Here is a 25,948-nt window from a genome sequence, read left to right on the forward strand (position 1 = left end):
AAATATGAAGACTCTTAATTATATAATATTACTCTTTATAGGCATCTTTTTATCAGCCTGTTTCAACGATTTGAATGTGGAACCGGAGGATCCTAACCTATTTTTAGATGAAGATTTTTATGATAGTCCTGAATCCTATAAAGAAGGTTTAGCTTCTGTTTATGCTAACCTTAGCATAACCGGTACCGATGGGCCCGGCAGCTCTTTTATTGCAGGTCTTGATGCTGGAACTAGTCAATACGGACGTGGCCTATGGAACTTACAAACACTTGTTTCAGATGAAGCGATTTGGAAATGGGAAAATGACCCTGGTTTGAGAGAACTTAATCGAACAACATGGGCAGCAGATAATGTTGTGATCAGAGGTGTTTTTGGGAGGGTAATGCTTTCAGTTGCTTTTGCAAATGAGTATTTGAGACAAACAGAAGCTTCGGTTCTCAGTGAAAGGGGAGTCGCTTCTGATGTAGTAGCCGACATTCAGGTGTATCGTGCTGAAGCCCGATTTTTGCGAGCACTTTCCTACTATCATATGATGGACCTTTTTGGAAAGTCTCCTTTCATTTTGGAGACAGATCCTGTAGGTGCTTATCAATCTCCTGAATATTCAAGAACTCAGTTATTTGAATTTATTGAATCTGAACTAGTAGCTATAGAGGAAGAGTTACTCGATCCTTTACAAAATGAATATGGACGTATTGATAAAGCGGCAGCCTGGATGTTACTGGCTAAGCTATACTTAAATGCTGAAGTTTTTATTGGAGAGGATAAATATACTGAATGCGTGAACTATTGCGAACAGATAATAAATTCAGTATATGATTTAAGTCCTAATTATCTTGATCTGTTCAGAGCGGACAATAATACCAATAGCGGCCGACAAGAAATCATTTTCCCGATTATTTCTGATGGAACTGTAGTGCAAAACTATGGGCCAACAACGGTTGCTGTTAACGGGCAGATAGGTGCAATAGAGTCAAACGGAGCTCAATTTGGTGTAAGTTCTGGTGGTTGGGGAGGCGCTTTGAGGGTCACTCAACAATTTTCTGAAACGTTTATCAACGGACCATATAGTACAGACGACAGAAATACACTCCTCACCGCGGAAAGAAACATAGAGGTTTCAACTATTTCAGATGATGACGCTGGTTATGTCATTCAAAAGTGGTCAAATGTTCCATCCACCGATCCAGATAATACAGCTGGAAAGAATCAGGAGTTTGCTGACATAGATTTCCCAATGTTCAGACTGGCAGATGTTTATCTGATGTATGCTGAAGCACATCTTAGAGGTGGAGGGGGTACTGCAGCAGAAGCAGCGAGTTTAATAAATGCATTAAGAGCCAGAGCCAACAATCCTGAACTCATCACAACTGCTGACTTAACACTTGATCTTATCCTTGATGAGCGCTTAGTAGAGCTCTACTGGGAAGCACACAGAAGACAAGACTTAATTCGATTTGAAAGCTTTACAGGAGCCAGGTATAATTGGGCATGGAAGGGTAATTCACCTGATGGGGCTGCCATTGATAATTATAGAGGGTTGTACCCTATACCAACTCAAAGTTTAGGAGCAAATCAAAATTTAACCCAAAACGAAGGGTATTAATAAAAAGGAAATTAAAATTCAGAAAAATGAAAAAGTTAATATACGTTTTATTTATTGGGGCATTCATAACGTTTTCAGCCTGTGAGGATGAGAATATAAGTCCCGAGTTTATGGTTGATATAAACGCTGATTCTTTAATGTTTCAGAACGATTTTCAATCTACCTATTATTTGAGTGATCAAACAGAAGATAATGTAGCAGAACGTTTTGTATGGAACGAACTTGATTTAGGAGTTGCTACTAACCTGACTTACGAATTATACGCTTCCGTGAATGAAGATATGTCGGCAAGCGTAAATGTGGCTACTACAGCTAACAACAATGCAGCCGTTACCGTGGCCCAAATGTTGGTTTTTGCAGATTCTCTTGGTTTAGATGATGATCCTACCACTACAGTTAATGATGAGCCAAACAATACAGGCACAGTTTATTTTAGAGCTAGAGGTTTTGTAGGTACACAAGGAACAACTGAAAATGAGAAGTGGACAAATACTGCAAGCCTGGAAATAGAGGTAATTGAGAAGGTTAATGATGGTGCGTGTCCTTCATTATGGGCAGTTGGTGATGGTGTTCCGGCAGCAGGATGGAATTGGAATTCACCAATTGAGCTTACCTGCGAAAATAACGTTTACTCAGTAAGAGTAGAGTTAGTAAATGATATCTTTAGGTTTTTCGAAAATGAAGGCGATTGGGATTCGGGTTTGAATTATCAGTATTTTGTTGATCAAGGCTATACAATTGATGAAAATTTTGAATTGAATGCCGATGATGCAGATAATAACTTCCGTTTTGTAGGAACCCCTGGTATTTATGAATTAATAATTGATGAAGGAAATAAAACCATTACACTTACAGATGCTAGTGGATCTTATTTTCTTGTAGGTGATGGTACTCAGGCTGGCTGGAACTGGGATAACCCTGTAGAATTAGTTCAGGAAGCTCCCTATATTTATAGTGGATCGGTGACTTTAAGTGGAACAGGTGCCTTCAGAGTTTTTACAGAAGAGGGTAACTGGGATTCAGGTAGAAATTATCCTTATTATAATGATGAAGGCTACACCATTAATTCTGATTTGACTAATGCTGAAGATGGAGATTCCAATTTCTCATTCACAGGTGCTGCAGGAACTTATACCTTCAGACTTGACGAAGTAAATAAAACAATTGAACTAGAATAATTCATTTAGATTGTGTGGGTTGAAAGGGCTGGAAACGGCCCTTTCTTTTTAAAAGAATGTTATTATGAAAAATATATTTTATTCACTTTTCTTTATAGGTTTATTTTCATGTGCTTGTTCATCTGAAGATGATGATATCCAAACAGGTCCTCGTGAGAATGAGGAAGAGCTGATATTGGATGATAGTTTCTATTTAGGTGCTGATCTTTCTTATGTCAATGAGATGGAAGATTGTGGCGCTATCTATAAAAATAGGGAAGGAGTTGAGGAAGATCCATACAAAATATTTGCTGATGCAGGTACAGGGTTAGTAAGGCTTAGGTTATGGTATGATCCGGATTGGACAGATTATTCGACTCTTCAAGATGTTAAAAAATCTATAAGAAGAGCGAAAGAATTAAACATGAAAATAATGCTCGACTTCCATTATTCGGATACCTGGGCGGACCCAAGTCGGCAATTAATACCGGCTGAGTGGAGGCCTCATATTAACGATACTCAGAAGCTCGGTGAACTGTTGTATGATTATACCTATCAAACCTTAAATGATTTAAAATCAAGTCAATTATTACCTGATTTTGTTCAAGTTGGTAATGAAATCAATCCCATGATTCTTCAGGAAGAGGAACTTGAATGGCCGATAGACTGGGAAAGAAATGCATTTCTAATTAATAAAGGAATTCAAGCTGTAAGAAAAGTTTCCAATGAAGCAGATGCTGACATACAGCTCATGTTACACATCGCTCAACCTGAGAATGCCTTATGGTGGTTTGAACAAGCTACAGCGAATGGAGTCACAGATTTTGATTGGATTGGATTGTCATATTATCCTATCTGGTCTGAATATGAGTTGGAAAATGTTAATGAACCAATCAAAACTCTGGTTGATACTTACAATAAAAAGCTTATGGTTGTAGAAACAGCTTATCCCTTCACTTTTGAAAATGCTGATGCTGCAAACAACATTCTTAATAATGATGCACTTGTGCAAGGCATTCCCGCTAGCCCTGAAGGTCAGTTGGAGTATTTAAATACGCTAAGCGAGAAAATCCAAGCTGGTGGAGGTTCAGGCCTTATATATTGGGAGCCTGCCTGGGTATCAACAACCTGCAGTACGCAATGGGGACAAGGCTCACACTGGGATAATGCCACCATGTTTGATCATAATAACCAAGCTACAATTGCCCTGGATTTTTATAATAGCCAAAATGATTAAAGCCCTATGATCAAGCAAATTATATTTCTGTTTTTTTGTGTATCACTCTCATACAATTTGGTGGCACAAGAACGAGATTACATCAACCTGCAAAGAGACTGGAAATTTAAACTTGGCGAGACTGCATCTGCAGCGTTACCTGAATTTGATGATTCAGCTTGGGAAGAAGTTGACATTCCTCATGACTGGGCTATCTCGGGTCCATTTGAACTGGAAGGTAACGGAAGTACCGCAAAATTACCTTGGAAGGGTATAGGTTGGTACAGGAAGGAGTTTAATATTGTAGAAGAAGCCAAAGGAAAAAGAGTCCATATCATTTTTGATGGCGTAATGGCATTTCCTGAAGTATATATCAATGGGCAATTGGTTGGTAAATGGGATTATGGTTATAACTCCTTCTACTTTGACATAACAGATTTTTTGAATGTAGATGGTAGTAACCTCTTAGCTGTAAAGGCTGATACCAGACAGCACGATAGTCGTTGGTACCCTGGTGCAGGTATTTACAGAAAAGTTCGATTATTAGTGACAAATCCTGTGTATGTAGAAATATGGGGTAATCATGTGCATACACCTATTATTAAACCACACTATGCTGAAGTAACTATTAGTTCATCTGTTAAGAACAGCTCAAATAGTGATCAAAAGGTTACGGTAATTCAATCTGTTTACAGCCCGAATAATAACAAGCTATCGGAGGATACAATTTCTTATGAGCTCGCGGCCAATACTGCAAAGAAATTTGAAAGAACACTTGCAGTTCATGCCCCGTCCTTGTGGAGTATTGAAAGTCCTACTTTGTATTCAGCTAAAAGTACAGTTTATGTGAATGGAGAGGTGTCTGATGAATTAAATACATCCTTTGGGATTAGATCGATACGGTTTACTGCTGATGATGGCTTTTACCTGAACGATAAAAGAGTACAACTCAAAGGTGTTAATTTACATCATGGGCACGGACCATTAGGTGCCGCGTTTTACCCTCGTGCAATGGAAAGACAGCTTCAGATCATGAAAGATATGGGTGTGAATGCAATTAGGAATAGCCATAATGTGGCTGCACCTGAATTACTGGAAATGTGTGATAAAATGGGCCTGCTGTTCTTTAATGAGGTTTTTGATAAGTATGATGCTAAAGCCGATATTCTTGACACAACCAACTTTGAGAATTTTGCCCATCGAAATATTCGGAATTTTGTCATGCGTGACAGAAACCATCCATCGGTATTTTTATGGAGCGTGGGTAATGAGATAGGAGATGTTCAATGGAATATTAATAATGGCTTTGATCGCTTACATACTATGGTGAATTATGTAAAAAAGTATGATCCTTTCAGGCCGGTAACACTGGTTAACGACCAAATGGAAAGTGCCAAATTACGCCATTTTAGATATTATGATGTGCATAGCTGGAATTATGGTCAGCGCTATAGAATAGCCCGTAAATTAGAGCCTGACATGTCTGTAGTTATTAGCGAATCAGCTTCTACACTTAGTACCAGAGGTTTTTATGAATTTCCTCTACCTGATAAAAAAACCGATTTCACAAAGTCTCTGCAGGTCAGTAGTTACGACTTAAATGCCCCGTGGTGGGCCGAAATTGCCGATGACGATTTTATGTGGCAGCAAGATGAAGCTTACATAGCAGGTGAATTTGTGTGGACTGGTTTCGACTATCTTGGTGAGCCCACACCTTATGATAATCAATCAGTTAAAGAAATGGGCATGACAGATAAAGAGGCATCTCGTAGTTCTTATTTTGGAGCGGTTGATTTAGTCGGTTTACCAAAGGATAGATTTTACTTGTATAAAAGTTATTGGGTTCCGAATGTTAATACAATTCATATTCTACCACATTGGAACTGGCCTGAGAGAGTAGGTAAAAATGTACCTGTATTTGTTTACACAAATGGAGATGAAGCAGAGTTGTTCCTTAACGATAAATCTTTGGGTAAACGAGCTAAAAACCCAATGTCTGAGAATTCCACTGAGCGGTTTAGGTTAATGTGGAAGAATGTTACTTATGAGCCTGGCACATTAAAAGTGATTGCCTATAAAAATGGTGTCAAAATAGGGGAAGAAACCCTTTCAACAACTAAAGAGGTCAGCCAATTAAAGTTGACTGTTGACAGAAAGACTATAACAGCAGATGGTTTAGATTTAGCTTATGTTACAGTTGAAGGCTTAGATGAAAACGGTAATACCCATCCTCTAGCTATGAATAGAGTGAAACTTAAACTGACAGGCAATGCTGAAATTGCAGGTGTTGGAAATGGAAATCCACAATCATTTGAACCTTTTCAAGCAAATTATGTGGATCTGTTTTATGGTAAGGCGGTAGTTATCATTAAATCAAGATATAAAAGCGGTAAGGCTAAATTAACTGCCTCAGCAGAAGGGCTTAAACTAGATTCAGTGACTATCCAAATAGAGTAATTTTAAAAATCGAAATAGTATCCTTCCTTTTGAAGTTTTTTATAGGTTTCATTATTAAACTTGTAAAGGAAGGATCCTTTCTTAGATGTGCTTTTATCTTTCTTTTCTAACCTATCCAATAGCTCGGATTTAAGAATCTTTTTTCTAAAATTCCTGTCATCTATTTTTCTATTGTAAATAGCTTCGTAAACCATCAACAATTGTGGAATAGTAAATTCTGCAGGTAGAAGTTCAAACCCAATGGGGTGGAAGCGGGCTTTTTCTCTTAAAGTTTGTATGGCCATATTAACCATTTCGTTGTGATCGAGTACCAAATCGGGAATTTTATTAAATGATACCCATTTCGATTCGTGGTTTCTAGCCTTAAAACTTTGATGTACCTGATCAATTCTTATTAAGCTCCAATAAGCAACAGATAGTACCCTATCACCTGGATCCCTATTTAATTCTCCAAATAAATGGAGTTGTTTCATGTAAATATCATTAAAGCCAGTTACTTCCTCTAAAACCCTTCTGGCTGCCACAGCAACAGATTCATCCTTTTTGATAAAATCACCTATTAAAGACCACTGTCCTGATAATGGTTCAACCTCTCTTTTAAATACAAGAAGCTGTAATTCATTTTCTTGTACACCAAAAATAATGCAGTCCACTGCGGCCAAAATAGGGGCTGCATTAGTATACTGTATGTTTGATTTAATTTTATCGTTCATAAGATCTTACCACAAACTTAAAGCTTAAGTTAATTAAAATGGAACAACATTTTAAATTTATCAATATAAACGTTATTATTACGTTTATAAAATTATAAGTTTGACTTCGACTACAACGCATAACCTGACAAATACCCAATTGCGACCAACCTTTAAGGAAGCGGTTATAGGAAAACACTTGGGTAAAGAGATAAAAAGGTTGGAGGTTATCTTTGGTAATGGCCTTCGCTCTTCTCTTCTGAATTATGGAGGTATTTTAGAATTTATTGAGGTACCCGATAAAGATATGAAGGCCACTAATGTATTGCTTGGCTTACCTAATGTTAAGGATTATATGCTAGATGATACTTATATGGGTGCTATAGTTGGCAGGTACGCTAATAGAATAAATAATGGTGCATTTGAAATCAACGGGAAGCGATTTCAACTGGATTTAAATGAAAAACCAAACCATCTGCATGGTGGGGCTTACGGTTTTAATAAAGCAGTTTGGGATATTGATAATATTGAGACGCTTAAAGATGAAGTTAAAATATCACTTTATCATTTTAGTAAAGCTGGCGAATCTGGTTATCCGGGTAATTTAAAGGTTTGGGCGTATTTCACTTTTTATAAGAATAAAATCAATATACTTATGGAAGCCGAAACAGATCAAGATACACCGGTTAATTTAACGCATCATGGTTATTTTAATTTGAACGGATCTGAAAATACCAGTATTGAGAATCATAATCTGATGATAAATGCAGATAGTTTTTTACCAGTCAATACAAGTATGATTCCCACAGCGGAGTTTCGTTCAGTGAAAAACTCAGTTTTTGATTACACGGATTTCCGAAAAATAGGAGAACAGTTAAAAGGAGAGCATGAACAGCTAGATATATGTGCTGGCTTTGATCATTGCTTTAATTTAAATACTAAGAAGAAACCAGCTGCCGTACTGAACTCTCCACTTACCGGTATTCAAATGTCAATTGAAACTGATCAGGAAGGTCTACAATTTTACACAGCATGTAAAAATGAAGCTCAGCCAAACATGTTTAATGCTGTATGTCTTGAACCCCAATATTTCCCCAATGGACCAAATTTAAAGGGGGCAGAAAAAGCAATTTTAAAACCTGGAAAGAAATATAAATTTAATACATCTTACACTTTTAGCATAGCTTAATATATGGAGCTTTCAACTATTGATATCATCGTTTTTATAGCCTACGTGCTGCTGATTGTCGGTTTCGGCTTTTGGATTTCAAGAGAGAAGAAAGGACATGAGAAGAATTCTTCCGATTATTTCCTTGCTGGTAATACTCTCCCATGGTGGGCAATTGGAGCTTCTCTTATCGCATCAAATATTTCTGCAGAGCAATTTATAGGTATGTCTGGTTCTGGTTATGCCTTGGGACTTGGCATTGCTACCTATGAGTGGATGGCCGCATTAACCTTAATAATTGTTGCTAAATATTTTCTGCCAATATTTATAAACAAAGGTATTTTCACTTTACCTCAGTTTCTTGAAATCAGATATGATAGTAGAATTAGAACCATATTGGCCGTATTCTGGATACTGTTATACACTTTCGTTAACCTTACAACCGTACTTTATCTATCCTCTTTAGCACTTTCCGTGGTGCTGGGTATTAGTATTTCACAATCTATTATTGGATTAGCAGTGGTAGCAGTTGCTTATTCACTTTATGGAGGATTAAAAGCTGTTGCATGGACTGATGTTATTCAAGTTATTTTCCTCGTTTTTGGAGGGCTTATTACAACTTATTTGGCATTAGACGCAGTTAGTGACGGTGAAGGCGTGCTGGCAGGATTATCTACTTTATGGGAGAGAGCCCCTGAGAAGTTTGATATGATATTGAGTAAAGATAATCCTTTTTACAATGACCTGCCTGGCATAAGTGTTTTGGTTGGTGGTATGTGGATTGCCAATTTAAGCTATTGGGGCTGTAACCAATACATCATTCAAAGGGCTTTAGCTGCTAAAAATATACAAGAAGCGCAAAAGGGATTAGCTTTTGCTGGTTACTTAAAACTGATTATTCCGCTGGTTGTAGTTATTCCGGGTATAGCGGCTTATGTTTTACAAGCTGATATTGGCAAATATGATGAAGCATATCCCTGGCTACTGAGTACTTTGGTTCCTACAGGTATTAAAGGATTAGCTTTTGCAGCACTTATTGCTGCAGCACTTTCTTCTTTAAGTTCCATGATGAATAGTACAGCGACCATATTTACCATGGATATCTACAAACCATTTATCAATAAAAATGCTAGCGAGAAGGGTTTGGTAACAACCGGAAGAATCATTGGTTTTAGTGCCATGCTCATAGCAGTATTGGTAGCTCAACCATTGTTGGGAGGTCAGGATCAAGTATTTCAGTTCATTCAGAAATATACCGGATATGTAAGTCCGGGAATAGTAGTGTTATTCTTATTTGGCCTGTTTTGGAAGAAAACTACTGGAACAGCAGCTCTTTGGACAGCCATTGCTTCCGTTCCCTTTAGCATTACGGTAGATTTGGTTTTTCCTAACATGCCTTTTTTAGATCAAATGGGTATTGTATTTATTGCTCTTACCATTCTAATAGTCGCTCTATCAAAGGCTACATTAAAGGGAGATAAATCACCGAAGGCTATCAGTATCAATAAAGATAGCTTTAAAACCACAGCTATTTTTAATGGATTGGCCATGGGTATTATACTGATATTGGCCGCACTTTATGCAATTTTTTGGTAATGGATTACGGAGCACTAAAAAAAATATATCAAGAAAAGTACGATAAGGAAGCTCGGGTGTTTCGTTCTCCAGGGCGAATTAATTTAATAGGTGAGCATACTGATTATAATAATGGTTTTGTTTTACCTGCAGCTGTTGATAAGGAAATTTGTATGCTAGCGGCACCAAATGGATTGAATGAAACCCGCATATTTTCTATTGATGAAAATTCTGAAGTGATATTCAATTTAGAAAATTATAAATCTATTAGAATCAATTGGGCATTATACATTATTGGGGTAATTGATGAGTTACTCAAGGCTAGCTATAAGCTGAATAATTTAGATATTGTATTTACTGGAAATATTCCCATGGGCGCTGGTATGTCATCTTCTGCAGCTTTAGAGTGTGTTACCACATTCACTTATAATGCATTATTTGATTTGAAGCTTTCTAAATGGGATATAGTAAGGATTTCTCAAGCGGCTGAGAATAACTATGTGGGAGTAATGTGCGGTATAATGGATCAGTTTGCCAGTGTATTTGGGCAGGAAAATGCTGCACTAAAGTTGGATTGCCGAAGTCTGGAATTTAAAGCATATCCAGTAAATGTTTCATCTCATGTATTTGTATTAGTTGATACTATGGTTAAGCATTCTCTAGCTTCTTCAGAATACAATACAAGAAGAATTGAATGTGAGGAAGCTGTAAGTGCTATGAAAAAAGTGAATAGTGAAATCAATTCTTTAAGAGATGCAGATCATGAGAGTCTTAACGATGTAAAAGATGATATCTCAAGAGAGGCTTACAAAAGAGGCGCCTACATTATTAATGAAATTGAACGAGTTGAAAAGGCTACTAAAGAGCTTTCAAATAATAATGTAGATTGTTTTGGAGAGTTATTGTATGAAACTCATCGTGGTCTTCAACATAATTTTGAAGTGAGTTGTACAGAACTTGACTTTCTTGTAGAGCAAACCAAGAAAATGTCCTATGTGGTTGGTTCAAGAATGATGGGAGGTGGATTTGGAGGTTGTACTATTAACTTAGTCAAGTCTGAACATGTTGAAGAATTTAAAGAGGAAATTTCTAGAAAGTACCTAGAGAAATTCGAAATACAACCTTCTATCTATTCAGTTAAAACAGCCAATGGAACATCTGAAATAAATTAAATGGAACTAATTGAAACACCACATAGACGATATAATCCTCTAACTGGCGAATGGGTTTTGGTATCACCACAGCGAACTAAAAGGCCCTGGCAGGGCAAACAAGAGGAGAAGCAGAATGAAAGCCGTCTTTCTTATGACTCTACTTGTTATTTATGTCCTGGCAATGAAAGAGTAGGTGGTGAAAAGAATGATAACTATTCGGATACATTCGTATTTACAAATGACTTTGCAGCTCTTAAGCCGGATATAAAGAAAGCTGAAATTTTGTCTAATGATGAATTATTTCAGCAAGAATCAGTAAAAGGAAAGTGTCGTGTGATATGCTTTTCTCCTGATCATAGCCTTACGCTTGCTTCCATGACTACTGAACAGATTGTTAAAGTGATTAAAACATGGCAGAGTGAATATGAGAATCTTGGGAAGCTAGATTATGTCAATTACGTTCAAATTTTTGAAAATAAAGGAGAGGTGATGGGTTGTAGTAATCCGCATCCTCATGGACAAATTTGGGCCTCTGACGTGATACCTGATGAACCAAAGAAGGAACATATTCAGCAGAAATTATACTACGACAAGCATGATAGAACTCTGTTATCAGACTACCTTAAAAAGGAATTAATTTATAAAAAGCGCATCTTACTGGAAAATGAAGAGTTTGTGGCACTTATTCCCTTTTGGGCAGTTTGGCCTTTTGAGGTAATGATTTTACCTAAGCAGTCATACCAACACATTAATCAGCTAGATGCGAAGGGAGTGAATTTGTATGCTGATATCATCAGGCAATTATGTGCTGGTTATGATAAACTATTTGATGTTTCATTTCCATATTCTGCAGGTATACATCAACAACCAACAGATGGAAATGATTATCCTGAAATTCATTTTCACATGCATTTTTATCCACCACTGCTACGTTCTGCAACAGTAAAGAAATTTATGGTAGGCTATGAAATGCTTGCCAATCCTCAACGAGATATTACAGCGGAACAAAGCGCTGAAATTTTTAAAGACAAGATCAAGAATATTTAGTTAATCAAATATATACTTCCGTGAATCAGTCCACCACTGCGGAATGTCTATTTTAGGATTTCTGCAGAGGTAGAGCGGAATATTGTTTTCCTCTTCTATAGCATAAGGATGTTTGATCGTTTTTATTAAAGTTACACTATCGAAGACATAGTTAACAGCTCCTGCCTCATTCCCTAGGCTTATCCATACTTCTGCTTCAGGATTTCCATAACCCCAGCTCCAAAAACTTCCGTGCCTACAAATCGGATCTGGTAAACCATATTTATCACCAATTATCTGAACAGCACCGGCCTCTCCATAATTTTCAGCCCAGATTACACAATTATTTCTCTCTTGCTCACTTAAACTGTTATATACACTATCAACAAGAGCAACTTGTTCTTCCCAGCCGAACATATCGGCATAGTCACCTGTGAGTTCATATCTTCCATTCTCTTGTTTTAATTCCTTGTAAGCTAAATACTGTTCAATTGGCAAGATTGGAGTGAGTTGAGGAATAAAATATAGCGGTAATAAAAATACTATGCCGGCAATTGTATATAACCAAACTGGTTTTTTATTAAACCACTTTTCAATTTGAGTTGATCCTGCTGCAAACAGTGCCGGATAAATGCCAAATACATAATAGGCTTTTGCATCAACAATCCACATAGTAATAAAGATGACTAAAATGCTTATACCCAAACTCCTGTATTTTTTTAGCGTTTTCAGGGCTAATAATGCTATAAGTCCTATTAAGCTTATTATCAGAGTGTTGAATAATTCTAGCTGTTCAGTTATGAAGTTCAGTTTATCTGCCTTATCAAGTTGACTATCTTTTAGTGCTTGCAAATGTTGTAGCAGTGGGAAGTCATTTTGCAGCTGCCATATCAAATTAGGTAGAAAGATTAGCAATGCTAATAAACCCGAAAGATAGAACCATTTATTGCTTAAAATTTTCCCTCTATAAGCAACTAATAAACCTGTAAAAACTCCAAAAGCCCACACCAATATAGTATACTTAGTAAGTAGGCCAAGACCTAAAATTATACCAGTAATGATTAAATATTTATTCTTTGAGGTATTGGCATATCGTACTATAGAATAGAAGCCAATTGTCCAGATAAGCTGGTTAAATGCAACAGGTTGAAACAATGTGTGATTTCTGTAAAAGGGAAGAAACGCTAAAATACATATCCCTGTTAATAAAATACCTTTCCATTTTGCACCCATTTCTTTGGCTATGGTACAGCTCAGTAATAATATGGATATTCCTGCCAGTGTAGAGAAAAGTCTTATTCCACCCAATGAATAACCGAATACAGCACTAGCAATTTTGCCAATAAAGGCAATCATTGGAGGGAATTCAAAATAACCCCAGGCAAGATGTTCACTTACTGAGAGATGGAGCAATTCATCTCTATGGAATCCATAATTAATATTGCCAAATAAATGTAAAATAAGCTTTACGCTTACCAGAACAGTTAGGAGTAGCCAATACTTTTTCAAGCTGATAAATTAAGGTAGATAGAAGTTTTACAATTTTATTAGAGATAAACTATCAAGAAAGTTCCTGCCAGTTGGAATCGATAAGAAGTTGTGCTGTGGCAGGATTTGTTGCTAATGGAATATTATGTACATCACAAATACGCATAAGCATTTGTACATCTGGTTCATGTGGGTGTTTGCCTGCCGGGTCTCTGAAAAAGAAAACCATAACGAGTTTCTTTTCTGCCGCCATAGCAGCAATTTGAGCATCACCACCAAGTGGGCCTGACAGTAACTTTTCTACCTTAAGTCCGGTATTCTGTACATATCCACCCGTTGTACCTGTTGCCACTAGATCAATATCCTTTAATTTTTCTTTATTCTTCATAAGAAAGGCTACCATTTCTGGTTTTTTTCCATCATGAGCAATTATGGCAATTTTTTTCATCTGATTTTTATCAATTTATATTAATCCTTCTTAGCGTTAATTATACCTATTATTTTTAAAGATAAAGATTAATTTGCTAAACAGGTTTAAGTATGGTAAAGAAGCATATGATATAATTCTCTAATTTTTGCGCTTGCTTGATCGAAGATGTCTCCGGTTTTCTGAGTGATTTTTTTGTGCTTAGCTTTTGAGCTTGCAAGTATCATCATTACCTCGTTAACATTAGATTTTTTTTGTGTGGAATCATCATTAAAAGCTATGTCATTGAGGATATCCTGTAGTATTTGACCCTCTATATTTAAATCAGTTAAAATCACTTTGACAATTGTGCCAATGGGTATTTTTTGATTAGTTATATGTTGTGCTATAGCTCCAAATCTGATAACTTCCTTATCCAACATCATTTGTGCTGAATATCCTTTTATACTTATACCATCATCTGCTAAAGCTCTAGCTGTAGTATCGCTACTTTCACTGGTGCTTTTTAATTGTCCCATCGCAAAACTAATTCCGTTCAACACTTCTGTTATAGGGAAATTTTCTTTTATGGCTCCAGTATTCAATGCTGCTACATGCGCTTCATTTGCCTGAAAAGTCAATGCCGCTCGTTGAATCTCTTTGTGGACACTCTGAGTGCCTAGTTCTCCCGTGTTTGTGTTAGAATTACTAGAATTGATGACCACTGTTTGAATTTTATGATTTTCAAATTGCCTTTCAACTATTTCTAATGGCTCTGAATTTTTAATCTTCTTAACTAAACATGCTGCCTCACTAGGATGATCGGAATGAATGATTACCAAATCCAATTGATGATCTTCTTTCAGTCCTGAAGAGAAACCATGATATGAGAATCCTTTAATATGCAGTAAGTCTGTTATCATGAATTTTTTTAACTAAACCAGTTAATAGCTATTTAGGAAAGGTTCATAAATGAAAACCGAAATACTGACTAGATGTTACAAGTTAGTGTCTAAAGATTCTCCTTCATACATGGAATCTACACTTTGGGCATCCCAGCCTAGTTCATTTAGGTATTTACTAAAAACATCTGAGTAGCCATGGGTTACATATACTTTTTCAGCCTCTGTATTTTTTACTGCAGTCAATAAACCATTCCAGTCGGCATGGTCGGATAATACAAAGCCTCTGTCAGCGGCTTTTCTTCTTCTTGTACCTCGAAGCATCATCCAACCTGAGGTAATGCCTGTGCTGTATGGAGCAAATTTCTTCATCCACGCGCTACCAATTGATGCTGGTGTGGCTATTACAATATTTCCTTTGAAATCTTTTTTAGGAATATCCTTGGTGACAAGCGTAGTTTCAGGAAGTTTAAGACCATTTTCACGAAGTACTTCAGTGGCATTTTCAACCGCTCCATGCGTATAGATTTTACCTATTGAAGTATCAAGATGAGCCATAAGTCTTTGGGCTTTACCAAGAGCATAAGCAAAAAGCACAGAGGTTTTACCTTCTTCCTTATTTTGCTTCCACCAGCTGTTTATTTCATTAAAAACTGTTGTTTGAGGTTGCCATTGGTAAATTGGTAATCCAAAGGTTGATTCAGTCACAAATTCATTGCATTTTACAGGCTCAAAAGGAGAGCTAATGCCATCCTCTTCTAATTTATAGTCTCCACTAACCACGCATCTTTGTCCTTTGTAAGAAAGCTTTATTTGGGAAGATCCAGGGATATGTCCTGCAGGATGAAAAGTAACAGTGATGCCATTCATATGAATTGGCTGGTTGTATGTTGTTGTTTCGAGATTAATGTCTTGGCCTAACCGCTGCTTCATGATAGGAGCAGATTGCTTATGTGCCAAATAGTAAGCCGATCCAAAGCGTGCATGGTCAGCATGGGCATGCGTGATCAGTGCCTTTTTCACACCTTTCCAGGGATCTATGTAGAAATCACCTTTAGGGCAAAATATACCTGAATCAGTGAATTGGATGAGAGATTGCATGAAATGTGAACTTGCAATCAAAAGAATTGTTAAAAAAAAGAGGGCTTGCTAGCCCTCTATAAGTTTTTAGAAAGTTGAATAGTAAATATCAGAAATTTCTTGGTCAGATAGACTTCTGTCAAATATCTTAACCTCATCTATTTTACCATCAAAGTAATTGGTTCCTGCTGAGTCATTTCCCAACTTATCAATAGAGCCAATAGTAAATGGAATATCAGTGTTAACATTTGCATTTTGAGGTATAGCAGTTTCTGATACCTTATTACCATTAACAAATAACTCTATCAATCCATCTGTTTTTCTACCTACCACGGAATACCATTGATAACTGTTAAAACTGCCAGATCTTGCAAAATAAACATTGTCACCAGTACCTAAAAAGAATCCGAAAACATTCTCTCCATTTAGTTCTTGAGCTTTTAGACCATATCCAGCTCTAGAAGGAGAGCCATATTTAGTAAGTCCTTTATTTATTATTTCAGCACCGCGAGTACTTGTTCCACCAATCAATCCGTCAAAATTATACACTTGAACCCATGCTGTAACAGTAAAACTATTGGTGTCAAGGTCGTACACATCACCATAATTAATTACGTCATCCACTCCGTCAAAAAGATATGCCTCATTAGCAGTTGTTGAGCTGTCAGAGCTTAAGACTGCGCCTGTATTTGTAAAGTTGTCATTATTGGTAAGAACTTCATTCGCATTTCCACTAAAAGGAAAATATGCCATTAATCCCCCTATAGGCAGCAGTTCTATGTCTAATGGTTTTGTTCTGTACTGGTCAAGACTTGAAGTAGAAAGAACAACCTCATTTGTCTGATAACCGGTAGATCTAGCCAATATTTTAATTGTATTATAATCAGTTCTCAACCTAACTACATTAATTGAATCACCAATATTTTGAGTAAATAGGGAATCAGAATCTCCAAACACAGTAATATTACCTTCTAAAAGGTTCACTTGTCCTTCGGATGCTACATAACCTAGCATGCTTAGCAAAATATCTTGCGTTGGTATAATGGAAAATGCAAAAGTTGAGTACCCTAAATCTTCTGGGTCTATTTCATTTGTAGCAATTACTTCAAGTCCAACTTCGGCAGCTTGATCACTTGAAACGGAAAAGCTAAACGGCAAAGGATTGTTAACAAACGATTCAAATAGAGAACCTGCTTTTGGAGTTGCATAAATAACTTCGCTTGAGTCATTTAATACTAAAAATTTATCCACTTCATAGCCTCCTACTTCCATTAGTACAGGGTCTGAAATATATTCACCACTAAATTCTGTTATTTCAATGATTTCGTTTTCCAGGATAAAAGTTCCGGATTCATCTTTTACTGAAATCAATATTTGTGAAGGAATATCTTCATTGGCTGAAGCTACTCTTTCATTAGAAGTTGTTTTCTCGGTGATGGTAAAACTAACTTCACTTTTAAAATTTGTTTCTTTTTCTTCACAGCTCCATAATAAAACTGCTAATGTTACTAAGGTTAATAATTTTCTCATCTTTAAAGTTTTAATGAACCGCAAAAGTATAGAATTATAACTACTTGAAAAGACGAGTTTAATAAAATTATATTTTTTTCGATCAGAAGCCTATTTACTCGATGAATGTAATCATAAGATTACGCTGGCCAAAACATCACACTTCATCTCTGTTTCTTCCCATTCTTTTTCAGGATTTGAATCTTCCGTTATTCCGGCTCCAGCATAAAAAGCAACGGCTCCTTCAAAGAATTGGCAGCATCTTAAGTTAACAAACAGGTTGGTTTTACCAGCTTTATGAATAGGTCCAAGAAATCCACTAAAATAGCTGCGCTCATGAGCTTCTGTTTCATTAATAAACTGAAGTGCAGCATCTTTAGGCATGCCACAAACTGCAGAAGTAGGATGCAATAATTTGAGCATAACAGAGGCAAGTTCAGGAAAGTTGACGGCTTGTTTATCAACCTTATAAGTGGTTTTCAAATGTAGTAAATGGCCGGCTTCTATGGTCTTTGGACCTATCTCCTCATACTCGCGCAACCTGATCTTTTTAAAGCAATTGATTATATAGCGAGATACATAAGCCTGCTCTTCTATTTCCTTTTGCGTCCAGGCAGTTTCTGCAATAGGTCTTTCAGTTTTTCTCTGTGTGCCTGCGAGTGCTACCGTTTTGAAATGGCCATTATGAACATCTTCTATTAAAATCTCAGGCGTTGCTCCTAACCAAATGCCTGAATCAGGACTTACTGTAAGGCTAACAAATGCATTAGGATATTTATTAGCCGTATTTAAGTAAGCTTGCCCAATATTTGGTGTTTTTTGGCTTTCAATTACTTTAATTTTAGAAGGAACCACCTTGTAGAATTGCTCGGCTTTTATGGCCTCAACTCCTTTTTCTACATTGTTTACATAAGCCTCTTTAGTAGTTGAGGAAACATTTGAAGTTAGTGGCTTAAGTTTAACACTTGTCTTCTGTTGTTTGATGAACGACCTGAATTTCTCAACGTTCACTTCGTTTTCCGCATTCCATTCAATCTCGATTGTATCATTTGAATCGGCAAACTCAGGCATATTAATAGTAGCCTGTAAATCGGGCTTGAAATGTAAATAATGTGCTTCTGAAACATCAAATGGAGCCATTAAGAAGCCTTCGGATAATTCATCAAGTTCAAGCTCACTTAACTGATCTCCTCCCTTTAAATCAGCTAAAAGGTTAATGGTATTGTCATTAGGGAGCTTCCAAACGGCACAAGCTCCTCCAACAGATTGAGTGAACTGAATAAGTTTATTTACCCATTCAGCAGCTGTCAATTTTTTTATAGTAGAGGTTTCCTGAATTCTATTTTCCAAGCTTATTTGTTTATTACTGCCATTGTAATACGGCTTGTGCAAACCAATTGTTCACGCTCATTGGTGATATTTATTTGCCAAACCTGTGTGGTTTTTCCGATATGGATAGGAGTTGTTTTTCCATACACCCAACCTGATTTTACTCCACGAATATGGTTCGCGTTAATGTCTAATCCTACACATGCATATTTTGAATCATCAACCATCAACATAGCGCCAACACTTCCCAATGTTTCTGCTAATACAACTGAGGCACCACCATGAAGCAAACCGTAGGGCTGATGCGTTCTATGGTCAACAGGCATTTTAGCGATAAGGTAGTTATCGCCAATTTCAGTAAACTCCATTCCAATTACCTCACTAATGGTATTTTTTCCCATTTGATTGAGTGTTTCCAGAGATGGCTTATTGAAAAATTTTCTATCCATGCTTCTTTGCTTAATTTTGCTTTTTCAAATTCAAAAATAGTTATAATAAATTAAAGCAGCTATCTACTCATAAAAAGCACTCATGGTGAAGGAATTATATATTGTCAGGCACGGACAAACTGATTACAATCTTAAGAAAATTGTTCAAGGTTCAGGGGTAGATGCTTCCTTAAATGAAAATGGTAGAGCGCAGGCAGCGGCTTTTTATGAAGCCTACAAAAATGAAGGGTTTGATAAAATTTATGTATCCGATTTAAGAAGAACTTTGGAATCGGTTCAGCAATTTATTGACGATGGCATTCATTACGAGCGCCTATCGGGATTAAACGAAATCAGTTGGGGAGCCAGAGAAGGCGTTCCTTTTAATGAGGAGACCAATAAATATTACTACAGTGTTTTGGAAAAGTGGCAGCAAGGACATACAACTTTACCTGTGGAAGGAGGGGAGTCTCCGGAGGAAGTGGCAAGCAGGCAGAAGGAAGCCATGCAATACATAATGAGCCAAATACATGAAAAAAAAGTGCTTATCTGTATGCATGGCAGAGCAATGAGAATTCTCTTAGCCCATTTATTTAATTATCCCTTAAGTGTAATGGATGTTTTTGAACATCAGAACCTTGGCTTATATAAACTGAAAGCCACTGGTGATCAATATCAACTACTTGACTATAACGAAGCTTCACATTTGGTAGATTTTACTCCAGCCTAAACTTCTCTGCGCAACCCTCTATACATAAATAGTAGATGATGAGTTCTTGAGGCTTGAGTTCTATTTGAAGTGTATCAAAATAAAAGTCTTCGGAGCAAACATCCGGTACAACCAGAATCTGTTCTTCACGATTAAACTTCCCATTCATTGATACCTTAGTTTCTGTCCCGAAGAAATTGCAAAAATCATAGTTAGTGGAGTAGGTGTTATCTTCCTTTAAGGTAATTCTTCTATCACTTTCTACCGGTTGAAAAGTGCCACTGCCATCACCCGGATCACTGTACCTTTCTGTTAATATATAGGTGCCAATAGCTTCAGCATTAACGAGTTCTTCTTCATTACATGAAAGTAGTATACAAGAAAAAAGAATTAGTATGGGAATAATGTTTCTCATCAGCTTTTTACGTTAAAAATTCACCATATAGACCCCAAAAAGCTATTTTTAGTTGTAATGAGTTATGTTTTTAACAGGAGTTGTTCGTTAAAATATGATCAAGACACTTCCATATACTACGAGGCCTAATATGAAAAGTACTGAAGTATAAGGTATAATATCTTTCGCTTTTAGCCCCGTCAATCCTAATAAAGGTAGCGCCCAAAACGGCTGTAACATATTACTTAATTGGTCACCATATGATAAGGCCATAACCACTTTTGGAATTGCAATATTGAGGTTGGTAGCTGCCTCGGCAATTATAGGTCCTTGAACAGCCCATTGCCCACCACCGGAAGGAACAAAGAAATTGACCACCGCAGCACTTATAAAGGTGAAAATTGGAAAAGTTTGAACGGTGCTAATTGAAACAAAAGTATCGGAAATAACCACAACCAATCCTGAGTATTTCATAATACCCATAATGCCGGCATAAAGTGGAAACTGTATAATAATGCCGCTTACTCCTTTAATAGCATCATCAACCGCATGTAGAAAAGCTCTTAAGTTTTTGTGCAAACTGATACTCAATGCAAAGAGCAATAGGTTGATGAAGTTCAAATCTATAATATTGGCTCCCTGATGATACTGCCTGAAACCATAAAGAATTGCTGAAACAAGCATAATGATACCTAAGAGTTTGGCAATCCAAACCTTATCTTCAGCTTCTTTATCGGTTGACTTTTCTTCACTACTTGTTTCAGATGATGCTTGCAGCTTGATGTTTTTGCCTGGTAGTTTCTGGCCAATCAATAAAAGTACAAGAGGTATGGCTATTATAATGACGACTGATACCGCTACATTCATGGTGGAGAAGATGGTCTCGTCAATGGAGATGCTACCTATTTTATCCACCAAAAAGTGATTAGCTTCAGCCACCTTCAAAGGAGCAGAACCTGAAAAACCTCCATGCCAGGTCATCATGCCACTGTAGCCGGCAGCTCCAATTAATCCATAATTAATAATTCTACCTTTTTGACTAAATCGTTCTGCAAGCTTTCGACTTAAAATCGCTCCAAAAATCACACACAAGCCCCAATTGAAAAAGCTCAACAGAATAGCAAAGAAACTTACCATTGCAGCAGCCTGGGCTGTATTTTTAGCTGAATCAGCTAATAGGTTTATAAATTTACTGAATGCAGCAGTTAGCGCAAGCGTATGACCCAAAAGCAGAATAAGAACCATCTGCATAGTAAAGGCCAATAGCTCCCAAAGGCCTTGTTGCCAAAAGCCTAAAATATCAATTCCATTGTTTACAATAGAAGCTTCTTTTCCAGTAAAGAATAGCGCAAAAATAAAAGTGATTAATGTTAGTAATAGTGCAATTACAAAAGGACTGGGTAAGTACTTCTCAACAAAGCCAATATATGCTTCTGTAATGCGCTTCACTTTATAATTCAGTTAAGAATTTCATGGTATCCACTCCATCAGCATAGTCCCACAGTTCTGGTTTTTGGGCTTCTCCTGGCATAATGAAGCGAACATCTTTACCAACAACACATTGGATTAATGCTTGATTTGACTCCAGTTTTGTATTCAGGTCTTCTTCATTTTTATAAAATTCATAGAAGATAACCGAAATAGGAGAGACCCACTGTTTACTCTCTTTCAGTAAAAAAGCACCGGAATCAAAGTGCTCATCACCATTTACTAAAAAAATGGATTTGTTATAATCGTAATTGTTAACCCACTTATGGTGATCTCTCAATTGATCGAAGGATTCCATCGTTTGAATGAAAGGATTGAAATCATAACCTTCCGGGAAGAATACTTTGCTCACATTTCTGCAGCCAAGTCCATAGTATTGGAACATATCCTGACCGATTGCTTTTATTTCTTCTTCGGTTTCATTTCCTGTTACTACAGCAACTGAAGTTCTGTTTTTTCTGATGATGTGTGGGTATTTGCCGAAGTATTGATGAAAGTATCTGGCTGAATTGTCACTGCCAGTAGCTATAACTGCGTCAAAACCTCTGATCTGTTCTTTGGTTAATGTGATGCGTTCATCAAAAGCTGGCGCTATTTCAACAAGCATATTACTCACTTGCTGAATAAGAAATGGATCTTGAGAGCTAATTTTAGCCATCACTTTATGTCCAGAAATCAGAACGCTTAAGAAATCATGAAATCCCACCAAAGGAATGTTTCCGGCCATCACTAAGCCAACAACTTTGTGGGTATCGTCTTGCTTGGGGTAGTGGTCTGTCCACTTTATAAGTTTTTCAGCTTCAAGCATTTGACCTATAGCATCAACAGATTGTTTTACACTTTCACGGGTAAACCAGTTATTAAAACTTGTCGCTCTGAAGTACCATTCGTCCATTTGGCTTTCAGAGATATTTCGAAGTTCTTCACCAAGTTTAATAAAGGCATTTAAACGCTCATCAAAAGTCATAAAGTAGGTTTGAATTTGTAATTATTTTCAGATGGCAAAAGTAAGAATAAGCTTTTACCCAACCTAAAAAAGACAAGCTTTGTACTATTTTGGTCTTACCGAAATAGTGATTTGGCTTCTTACAAAGTCATTTCCATTGAATCCCCAATGGTAATTAACTCTTAAGGGTATAAAGGATGAGCTCAGACCAAAGCCTATTTCGGTATAAGGATCGGGTAGATTTGTTTGCAGATAGTTGGCCATTACATATGATTTGACCCCCATCTTCTTGAGTAAGGGTATCCAACTAAAAAGAAGTGCATTAAAATCGTGCTCAAAATTAGCGCCCAAAAAGTAGTCGGAAGTACTTCTGTTATAATAACTTAAAGTTTGATAAGACAAACCATACTGTTCCTGGTTTTGGTAGACAAAAGTTTGGTTTCCCATGAAGTGAAAATAGTCTATTGCCGTAAGATTATTTTTTGATAGGTAGTCTCCATAACTAACGCCCATTTTACTTTGTCCTAACTTACCTAGTGACCAATTATCACTTATGTTGACTACATAGCGTAGATAGGAAACATCCAGCTGACCGTAATCAACTTTCATTCTTAGTAATGGAAACCCTGAAGATAGAGGTACTTTCCTTCCCTTGATTAAATTAAAAGCTCTTTTGTGTTTATAACTAATTAGCACACTTGTCTCTACTAAATCCGTTTTATCAAAATCTACATATTCTCCATTAATTAAAGCCTGATTGGGAGTGTATGTGTATTCATCTTCTTTGGCCCAGTTATAGGTCGAGTTATTCTGCAGCGGATACCTAACTTCATAGGAGCTTTTCAAGACAACATCTAATCCATTAAATAATTCAGTTTGAAAAGCGCCTTCAACAAAGTTGTTTTTATAGAGCTTGATGAGATTTTCGCTTTCCAGGCTATATGCCATATTCCAATATTCTGAAATAGATTGATTATCTGAAATCTGCTCCACATAACTACCTGCACTTAAACTAGCTTTTGACAGTTTTGCTGGGTTAATTTCAAAATCAATACCTGCCTTCGCGTAGAAGGTGTTACTGGCAAAACCATAGCGCGATGAGAAACTTAATTCATATTTTTTTCTGTTGAGTTCATTTCTGTAAATAAGCCCGGGTTTGATGACCCCACCTTCAATAGTATTGAAACTGAAAAAGTTTGATTGTAGAAAAAGATGATCGTTTAAAGGAAATTCACCAGTGTTTATCGCATACATGAGCTTGCGTCCAAGTTGATTTGATTTCTCTGATACTAGTGAATCTGATGAGTTGGTAGAAATACTGTCAGTTTTTGTACCAACAGATTGACCTTTATTATTGTCAGAATGAGCTGCATAGGCTCTCTTTTCTTCATCTGTTAAGGCTATTGGCCTTATTTGATGCCACCAGGCACTATCTTTTTCGAGTACTTCTTCACTTACAATGCGCCTGGCTTCTTTGCTGTAGGGAGGTACTGTTTTATCAAAATCGAATTCGTAGTAAATATTGTGATAGTAGATGATGAGCTCATCATCTTCCTCTTTCAGGCTAACACTACAGGCAAAAGGTAACCAAATGGAATGGGCTTTATCCTCTATATAACTGCTGCTAAGCTCAAACTTTCCTAATAAAGGGTTATCCAGCGTTAATTGTGATTCATACAACCTCCAGCTTTTATCTATGATATAAATATCACCTTCAAAGGTTATTCCATTCTCAGCTTTAGGATAAACACCGATTTTATAAACAATTTTATCATCTACTTCAAAATTGCCTTTCAATTCGTATTCATAAAAGCTAAAAGCTTCTTTTGAAATGGGAGATATGATTCGGTTAGTTACTGCACCAGCATTGATAGACATTGGGTGGTCTTGGTAGAGCTCAATAAAATTGGAGTAATTCTGGCTATAGCTATCATCCCTATCTAAAGTTAGAGAGGCCATTAGTTCTTCAGTTTTTTCTGATCTACTATACTGATAAATGTCTGATACACTTTCGGATAGATAAAAGATGCCTTTCATAGGCTCTAAAAGCGTACCCAGAAAACGTACAGAGCCGGTTCTGTTTTCTACACATTTACCAAAGAGTTTGGTGTAAGCTTTAAAGCCTACACCTTTAATTTCCTTCAAATACTTTTCTTTATTGGCTTGCGCTCCTCTTATTATTCTGTGGGCAGGGTTTTCTCCATTAGGTCTAACCTCTACAGCATCAAGTAGTAGTTTTTCTACCTTTAAGCTAACATCTAATCTTTCAAAAGTATCAGGCACAATTTCAACATCCACCACTTCTTTTCTATAACCAACAAACTGGAAACTAATCTGGTACTTTCCAGGAGGTAGCGGTAGCGTAAACTCACCATCAAAGTTTGTTGAAGTGCCTATTGATTTGCCTAGAACGATTACATTAGCATAAGGTAAAGTTGCTGCATCCTCGGCACTAACGGTACCTTTAATTCCACTTGTTTGGGCAATACTTTGAAAAGTAATAGCCAGTAGCACTAATAAAAGGAATGATGATTTACTTTTAAATGAATGGTAATTAGACATGTGGTGATAGACAGCTTGATAGTTGAAAAGGTTCTTTTGCTAAAAGCAATTTCTGCGAAGTTATTGTAGCAATTGCGAAAAAAGAAGTGAGCTAATGAAGAATTATAAATAAAATGAGCCAAATTCTTTCAATAAATATTTTAAATAAGCCTAATTATTTTCTGCGGAAACATAATGTTTCTAAATTTGTTGCTATAACAACTGTTTTGAAAATTAAACCAATCTATTTGCTATGGCAATAATGATTACTGATGAATGTATCAATTGTGGTGCATGCGAGCCTGAATGTCCTAATACGGCTATCTATGAAGGTGGTGTAGAGTGGAACTGGGCAGGTGGAACTTCTCTGGAAGAGGTTAAATTAGAAGATGGCTCTGTGGTTGATGCCAACGAAATGCAAGAGCCAATTTCCGATGAGTTTTATTATATCGTTTCAGGAAAGTGCACAGAATGTACAGGTTTTCACGAGGAGCCACAATGTGCTGCTGTTTGTCCTGTTGATTGCTGTGTGGATGATCCTGATGTGAGAGAAACTGAGGAGGAATTAGCGAAGAAGAAAGAAATGCTTCACCTGGAATAAGGAAAGCATAAACTTGATAAATGATGAACCCTGCATACTTGTAGGGTTTTTTTATGTCAAAAATTCGATAGTTCAA

The 25,948-nt window shown here is 36.8% G+C and carries 22 protein-coding genes; 10 read left to right on the forward strand and 12 right to left on the reverse strand.

From position 1 onward, the window contains the following. Positions 1–4 precede the first annotated feature (4 nt). From JKP34_RS09590 to JKP34_RS09605, 4 genes are all read left to right on the forward strand, one after another. Positions 5–1,606, forward strand: a complete 1,602-nt coding sequence (locus JKP34_RS09590) for a RagB/SusD family nutrient uptake outer membrane protein (RefSeq protein WP_201920258.1) — start codon at positions 5–7, stop codon at positions 1,604–1,606. A gap of 26 nt (positions 1,607–1,632) precedes the next feature. Beyond that, positions 1,633–2,784 carry a SusF/SusE family outer membrane protein gene (locus JKP34_RS09595; RefSeq protein ID WP_201920261.1) on the forward strand — a complete coding sequence of 384 codons (1,152 nt, stop codon included), beginning with the start codon at positions 1,633–1,635 and terminating at the stop codon, positions 2,782–2,784. Between the two features lie 64 nt (positions 2,785–2,848). After that, complete coding sequence (locus JKP34_RS09600) at positions 2,849–4,000, forward strand: glycoside hydrolase family 53 protein (RefSeq protein WP_201920264.1); 1,152 nt, start codon at positions 2,849–2,851, stop codon at positions 3,998–4,000. Between the two features lie 6 nt (positions 4,001–4,006). After that, positions 4,007–6,436, forward strand: a complete 2,430-nt coding sequence (locus tag JKP34_RS09605; protein WP_201920267.1) for a glycoside hydrolase family 2 TIM barrel-domain containing protein — start codon at positions 4,007–4,009, stop codon at positions 6,434–6,436. A gap of 2 nt (positions 6,437–6,438) precedes the next feature. Here the strand turns inward: JKP34_RS09605 and JKP34_RS09610 are convergent, their stop codons facing one another. Continuing rightward, positions 6,439–7,149: an NUDIX hydrolase gene (locus tag JKP34_RS09610; protein ID WP_201920269.1), complete on the reverse strand. Its 711-nt coding sequence runs from the start codon at positions 7,147–7,149 to the stop codon at positions 6,439–6,441. Positions 7,150–7,249: 100 nt separating this feature from the next. On the opposite strand from JKP34_RS09610, the gene JKP34_RS09615 reads away from it, so the two are divergent. Genes JKP34_RS09615 through JKP34_RS09630 form a run of 4 tightly spaced genes read left to right on the forward strand, consistent with a single transcriptional unit; the run spans position 7,250 to position 12,072 of the window. Beyond that, positions 7,250–8,317, forward strand: coding sequence for an aldose epimerase family protein (locus JKP34_RS09615; RefSeq protein WP_201920272.1), 1,068 nt, complete (start codon positions 7,250–7,252; stop codon positions 8,315–8,317). A 3-nt stretch (positions 8,318–8,320) separates the two neighbouring features. Continuing rightward, positions 8,321–9,892 (forward strand): sodium/sugar symporter, encoded by a 1,572-nt coding sequence (locus JKP34_RS09620; RefSeq protein WP_201920274.1) that lies wholly within the window; start codon positions 8,321–8,323, stop codon positions 9,890–9,892. Continuing rightward, positions 9,892–11,043: a galactokinase gene (gene galK, locus JKP34_RS09625; protein ID WP_201920277.1), complete on the forward strand. Its 1,152-nt coding sequence runs from the start codon at positions 9,892–9,894 to the stop codon at positions 11,041–11,043. The genes JKP34_RS09620 and galK overlap by 1 nt, the downstream gene beginning before the upstream one ends. Further along, a complete protein-coding gene (locus tag JKP34_RS09630; protein WP_201920280.1) occupies positions 11,044–12,072 on the forward strand; it encodes a UDP-glucose--hexose-1-phosphate uridylyltransferase in 1,029 nt (342 codons plus the stop codon). Here the strand turns inward: JKP34_RS09630 and JKP34_RS09635 are convergent, their stop codons facing one another. The 7 genes from JKP34_RS09635 to JKP34_RS09665 form a co-directional block, all read right to left on the reverse strand. Next, entirely contained in the window at positions 12,073–13,560 is a 1,488-nt protein-coding gene (locus JKP34_RS09635) for an ArnT family glycosyltransferase (RefSeq protein WP_201920283.1), read from the reverse strand. Positions 13,561–13,612: 52 nt separating this feature from the next. After that, positions 13,613–13,987 (reverse strand): methylglyoxal synthase, encoded by a 375-nt coding sequence (locus tag JKP34_RS09640; RefSeq protein ID WP_201920286.1) that lies wholly within the window; start codon positions 13,985–13,987, stop codon positions 13,613–13,615. An 86-nt stretch (positions 13,988–14,073) separates the two neighbouring features. Continuing rightward, positions 14,074–14,868: a bifunctional ornithine acetyltransferase/N-acetylglutamate synthase gene (locus tag JKP34_RS09645; RefSeq protein ID WP_201920289.1), complete on the reverse strand. Its 795-nt coding sequence runs from the start codon at positions 14,866–14,868 to the stop codon at positions 14,074–14,076. Positions 14,869–14,943: 75 nt separating this feature from the next. Next, positions 14,944–15,948: a ligase-associated DNA damage response exonuclease gene (locus tag JKP34_RS09650; RefSeq protein ID WP_201920292.1), complete on the reverse strand. Its 1,005-nt coding sequence runs from the start codon at positions 15,946–15,948 to the stop codon at positions 14,944–14,946. A 66-nt stretch (positions 15,949–16,014) separates the two neighbouring features. After that, positions 16,015–17,457 (reverse strand): LamG domain-containing protein, encoded by a 1,443-nt coding sequence (locus JKP34_RS09655; protein WP_201920295.1) that lies wholly within the window; start codon positions 17,455–17,457, stop codon positions 16,015–16,017. A 111-nt stretch (positions 17,458–17,568) separates the two neighbouring features. Next, positions 17,569–18,786, reverse strand: a complete 1,218-nt coding sequence (locus JKP34_RS09660; RefSeq protein WP_201920299.1) for a chorismate-binding protein — start codon at positions 18,784–18,786, stop codon at positions 17,569–17,571. Positions 18,787–18,788: 2 nt separating this feature from the next. Next, a complete protein-coding gene (locus JKP34_RS09665) occupies positions 18,789–19,214 on the reverse strand; it encodes a hotdog fold thioesterase (protein WP_201920302.1) in 426 nt (141 codons plus the stop codon). 82 nt (positions 19,215–19,296) lie between these two features. Between JKP34_RS09665 and JKP34_RS09670 the strand changes: the two genes are divergently transcribed. After that, positions 19,297–19,923 (forward strand): histidine phosphatase family protein, encoded by a 627-nt coding sequence (locus JKP34_RS09670; RefSeq protein ID WP_201920305.1) that lies wholly within the window; start codon positions 19,297–19,299, stop codon positions 19,921–19,923. Here the strand turns inward: JKP34_RS09670 and JKP34_RS09675 are convergent. From JKP34_RS09675 to JKP34_RS09690, 4 genes are all read right to left on the reverse strand, one after another. Continuing rightward, a complete protein-coding gene (locus JKP34_RS09675; RefSeq protein ID WP_201920308.1) occupies positions 19,910–20,317 on the reverse strand; it encodes a hypothetical protein in 408 nt (135 codons plus the stop codon). The two genes, JKP34_RS09670 and JKP34_RS09675, sit on opposite strands and share 14 nt — an antisense overlap. A gap of 87 nt (positions 20,318–20,404) precedes the next feature. Continuing rightward, a complete protein-coding gene (locus JKP34_RS09680) occupies positions 20,405–21,745 on the reverse strand; it encodes a short-chain fatty acid transporter (protein WP_317193675.1) in 1,341 nt (446 codons plus the stop codon). A gap of 1 nt (position 21,746) precedes the next feature. Next, positions 21,747–22,751: an acyl-CoA reductase gene (locus JKP34_RS09685; protein WP_201920311.1), complete on the reverse strand. Its 1,005-nt coding sequence runs from the start codon at positions 22,749–22,751 to the stop codon at positions 21,747–21,749. An 84-nt stretch (positions 22,752–22,835) separates the two neighbouring features. Then, positions 22,836–25,292 carry a DUF5686 and carboxypeptidase regulatory-like domain-containing protein gene (locus JKP34_RS09690; RefSeq protein WP_201920314.1) on the reverse strand — a complete coding sequence of 819 codons (2,457 nt, stop codon included), beginning with the start codon at positions 25,290–25,292 and terminating at the stop codon, positions 22,836–22,838. A 232-nt stretch (positions 25,293–25,524) separates the two neighbouring features. Between JKP34_RS09690 and JKP34_RS09695 the strand changes: the two genes are divergently transcribed. Further along, positions 25,525–25,872 carry a 4Fe-4S binding protein gene (locus JKP34_RS09695; RefSeq protein WP_201920317.1) on the forward strand — a complete coding sequence of 116 codons (348 nt, stop codon included), beginning with the start codon at positions 25,525–25,527 and terminating at the stop codon, positions 25,870–25,872. The last annotated feature ends 76 nt before the right edge of the window (positions 25,873–25,948 follow it).

Origin of the sequence: Marivirga atlantica, assembly GCF_016734805.1 — a bacterium.
Taxonomy (GTDB): Bacteria; Bacteroidota; Bacteroidia; order Cytophagales; family Cyclobacteriaceae; genus Marivirga; species Marivirga atlantica.

Bases quoted from the DNA above. Each gene is read 5' to 3' on its own strand.
- JKP34_RS09590 (WP_201920258.1), top strand. From the start codon at position 5: ATGAAGACTCTTAATTATATAATATTACTCTTTATAGGCATCTTTTTA.
- JKP34_RS09595 (WP_201920261.1), top strand. From the start codon at position 1,633: ATGAAAAAGTTAATATACGTTTTATTTATTGGGGCATTCATAACGTTT.
- JKP34_RS09600 (WP_201920264.1), top strand. From the start codon at position 2,849: ATGAAAAATATATTTTATTCACTTTTCTTTATAGGTTTATTTTCATGT.
- JKP34_RS09605 (WP_201920267.1), top strand. From the start codon at position 4,007: ATGATCAAGCAAATTATATTTCTGTTTTTTTGTGTATCACTCTCATAC.
- JKP34_RS09610 (WP_201920269.1), bottom strand. From the start codon at position 7,149: ATGAACGATAAAATTAAATCAAACATACAGTATACTAATGCAGCCCCT.
- JKP34_RS09620 (WP_201920274.1), top strand. From the start codon at position 8,321: ATGGAGCTTTCAACTATTGATATCATCGTTTTTATAGCCTACGTGCTG.
- galK (WP_201920277.1), top strand. From the start codon at position 9,892: ATGGATTACGGAGCACTAAAAAAAATATATCAAGAAAAGTACGATAAG.
- JKP34_RS09630 (WP_201920280.1), top strand. From the start codon at position 11,044: ATGGAACTAATTGAAACACCACATAGACGATATAATCCTCTAACTGGC.
- JKP34_RS09640 (WP_201920286.1), bottom strand. From the start codon at position 13,987: ATGAAAAAAATTGCCATAATTGCTCATGATGGAAAAAAACCAGAAATG.
- JKP34_RS09645 (WP_201920289.1), bottom strand. From the start codon at position 14,868: ATGATAACAGACTTACTGCATATTAAAGGATTCTCATATCATGGTTTC.
- JKP34_RS09650 (WP_201920292.1), bottom strand. From the start codon at position 15,948: ATGCAATCTCTCATCCAATTCACTGATTCAGGTATATTTTGCCCTAAA.
- JKP34_RS09655 (WP_201920295.1), bottom strand. From the start codon at position 17,457: ATGAGAAAATTATTAACCTTAGTAACATTAGCAGTTTTATTATGGAGC.
- JKP34_RS09665 (WP_201920302.1), bottom strand. From the start codon at position 19,214: ATGGATAGAAAATTTTTCAATAAGCCATCTCTGGAAACACTCAATCAA.
- JKP34_RS09670 (WP_201920305.1), top strand. From the start codon at position 19,297: ATGGTGAAGGAATTATATATTGTCAGGCACGGACAAACTGATTACAAT.
- JKP34_RS09675 (WP_201920308.1), bottom strand. From the start codon at position 20,317: ATGAGAAACATTATTCCCATACTAATTCTTTTTTCTTGTATACTACTT.
- JKP34_RS09685 (WP_201920311.1), bottom strand. From the start codon at position 22,751: ATGACTTTTGATGAGCGTTTAAATGCCTTTATTAAACTTGGTGAAGAA.
- JKP34_RS09690 (WP_201920314.1), bottom strand. From the start codon at position 25,292: ATGTCTAATTACCATTCATTTAAAAGTAAATCATCATTCCTTTTATTA.
- JKP34_RS09695 (WP_201920317.1), top strand. From the start codon at position 25,525: ATGGCAATAATGATTACTGATGAATGTATCAATTGTGGTGCATGCGAG.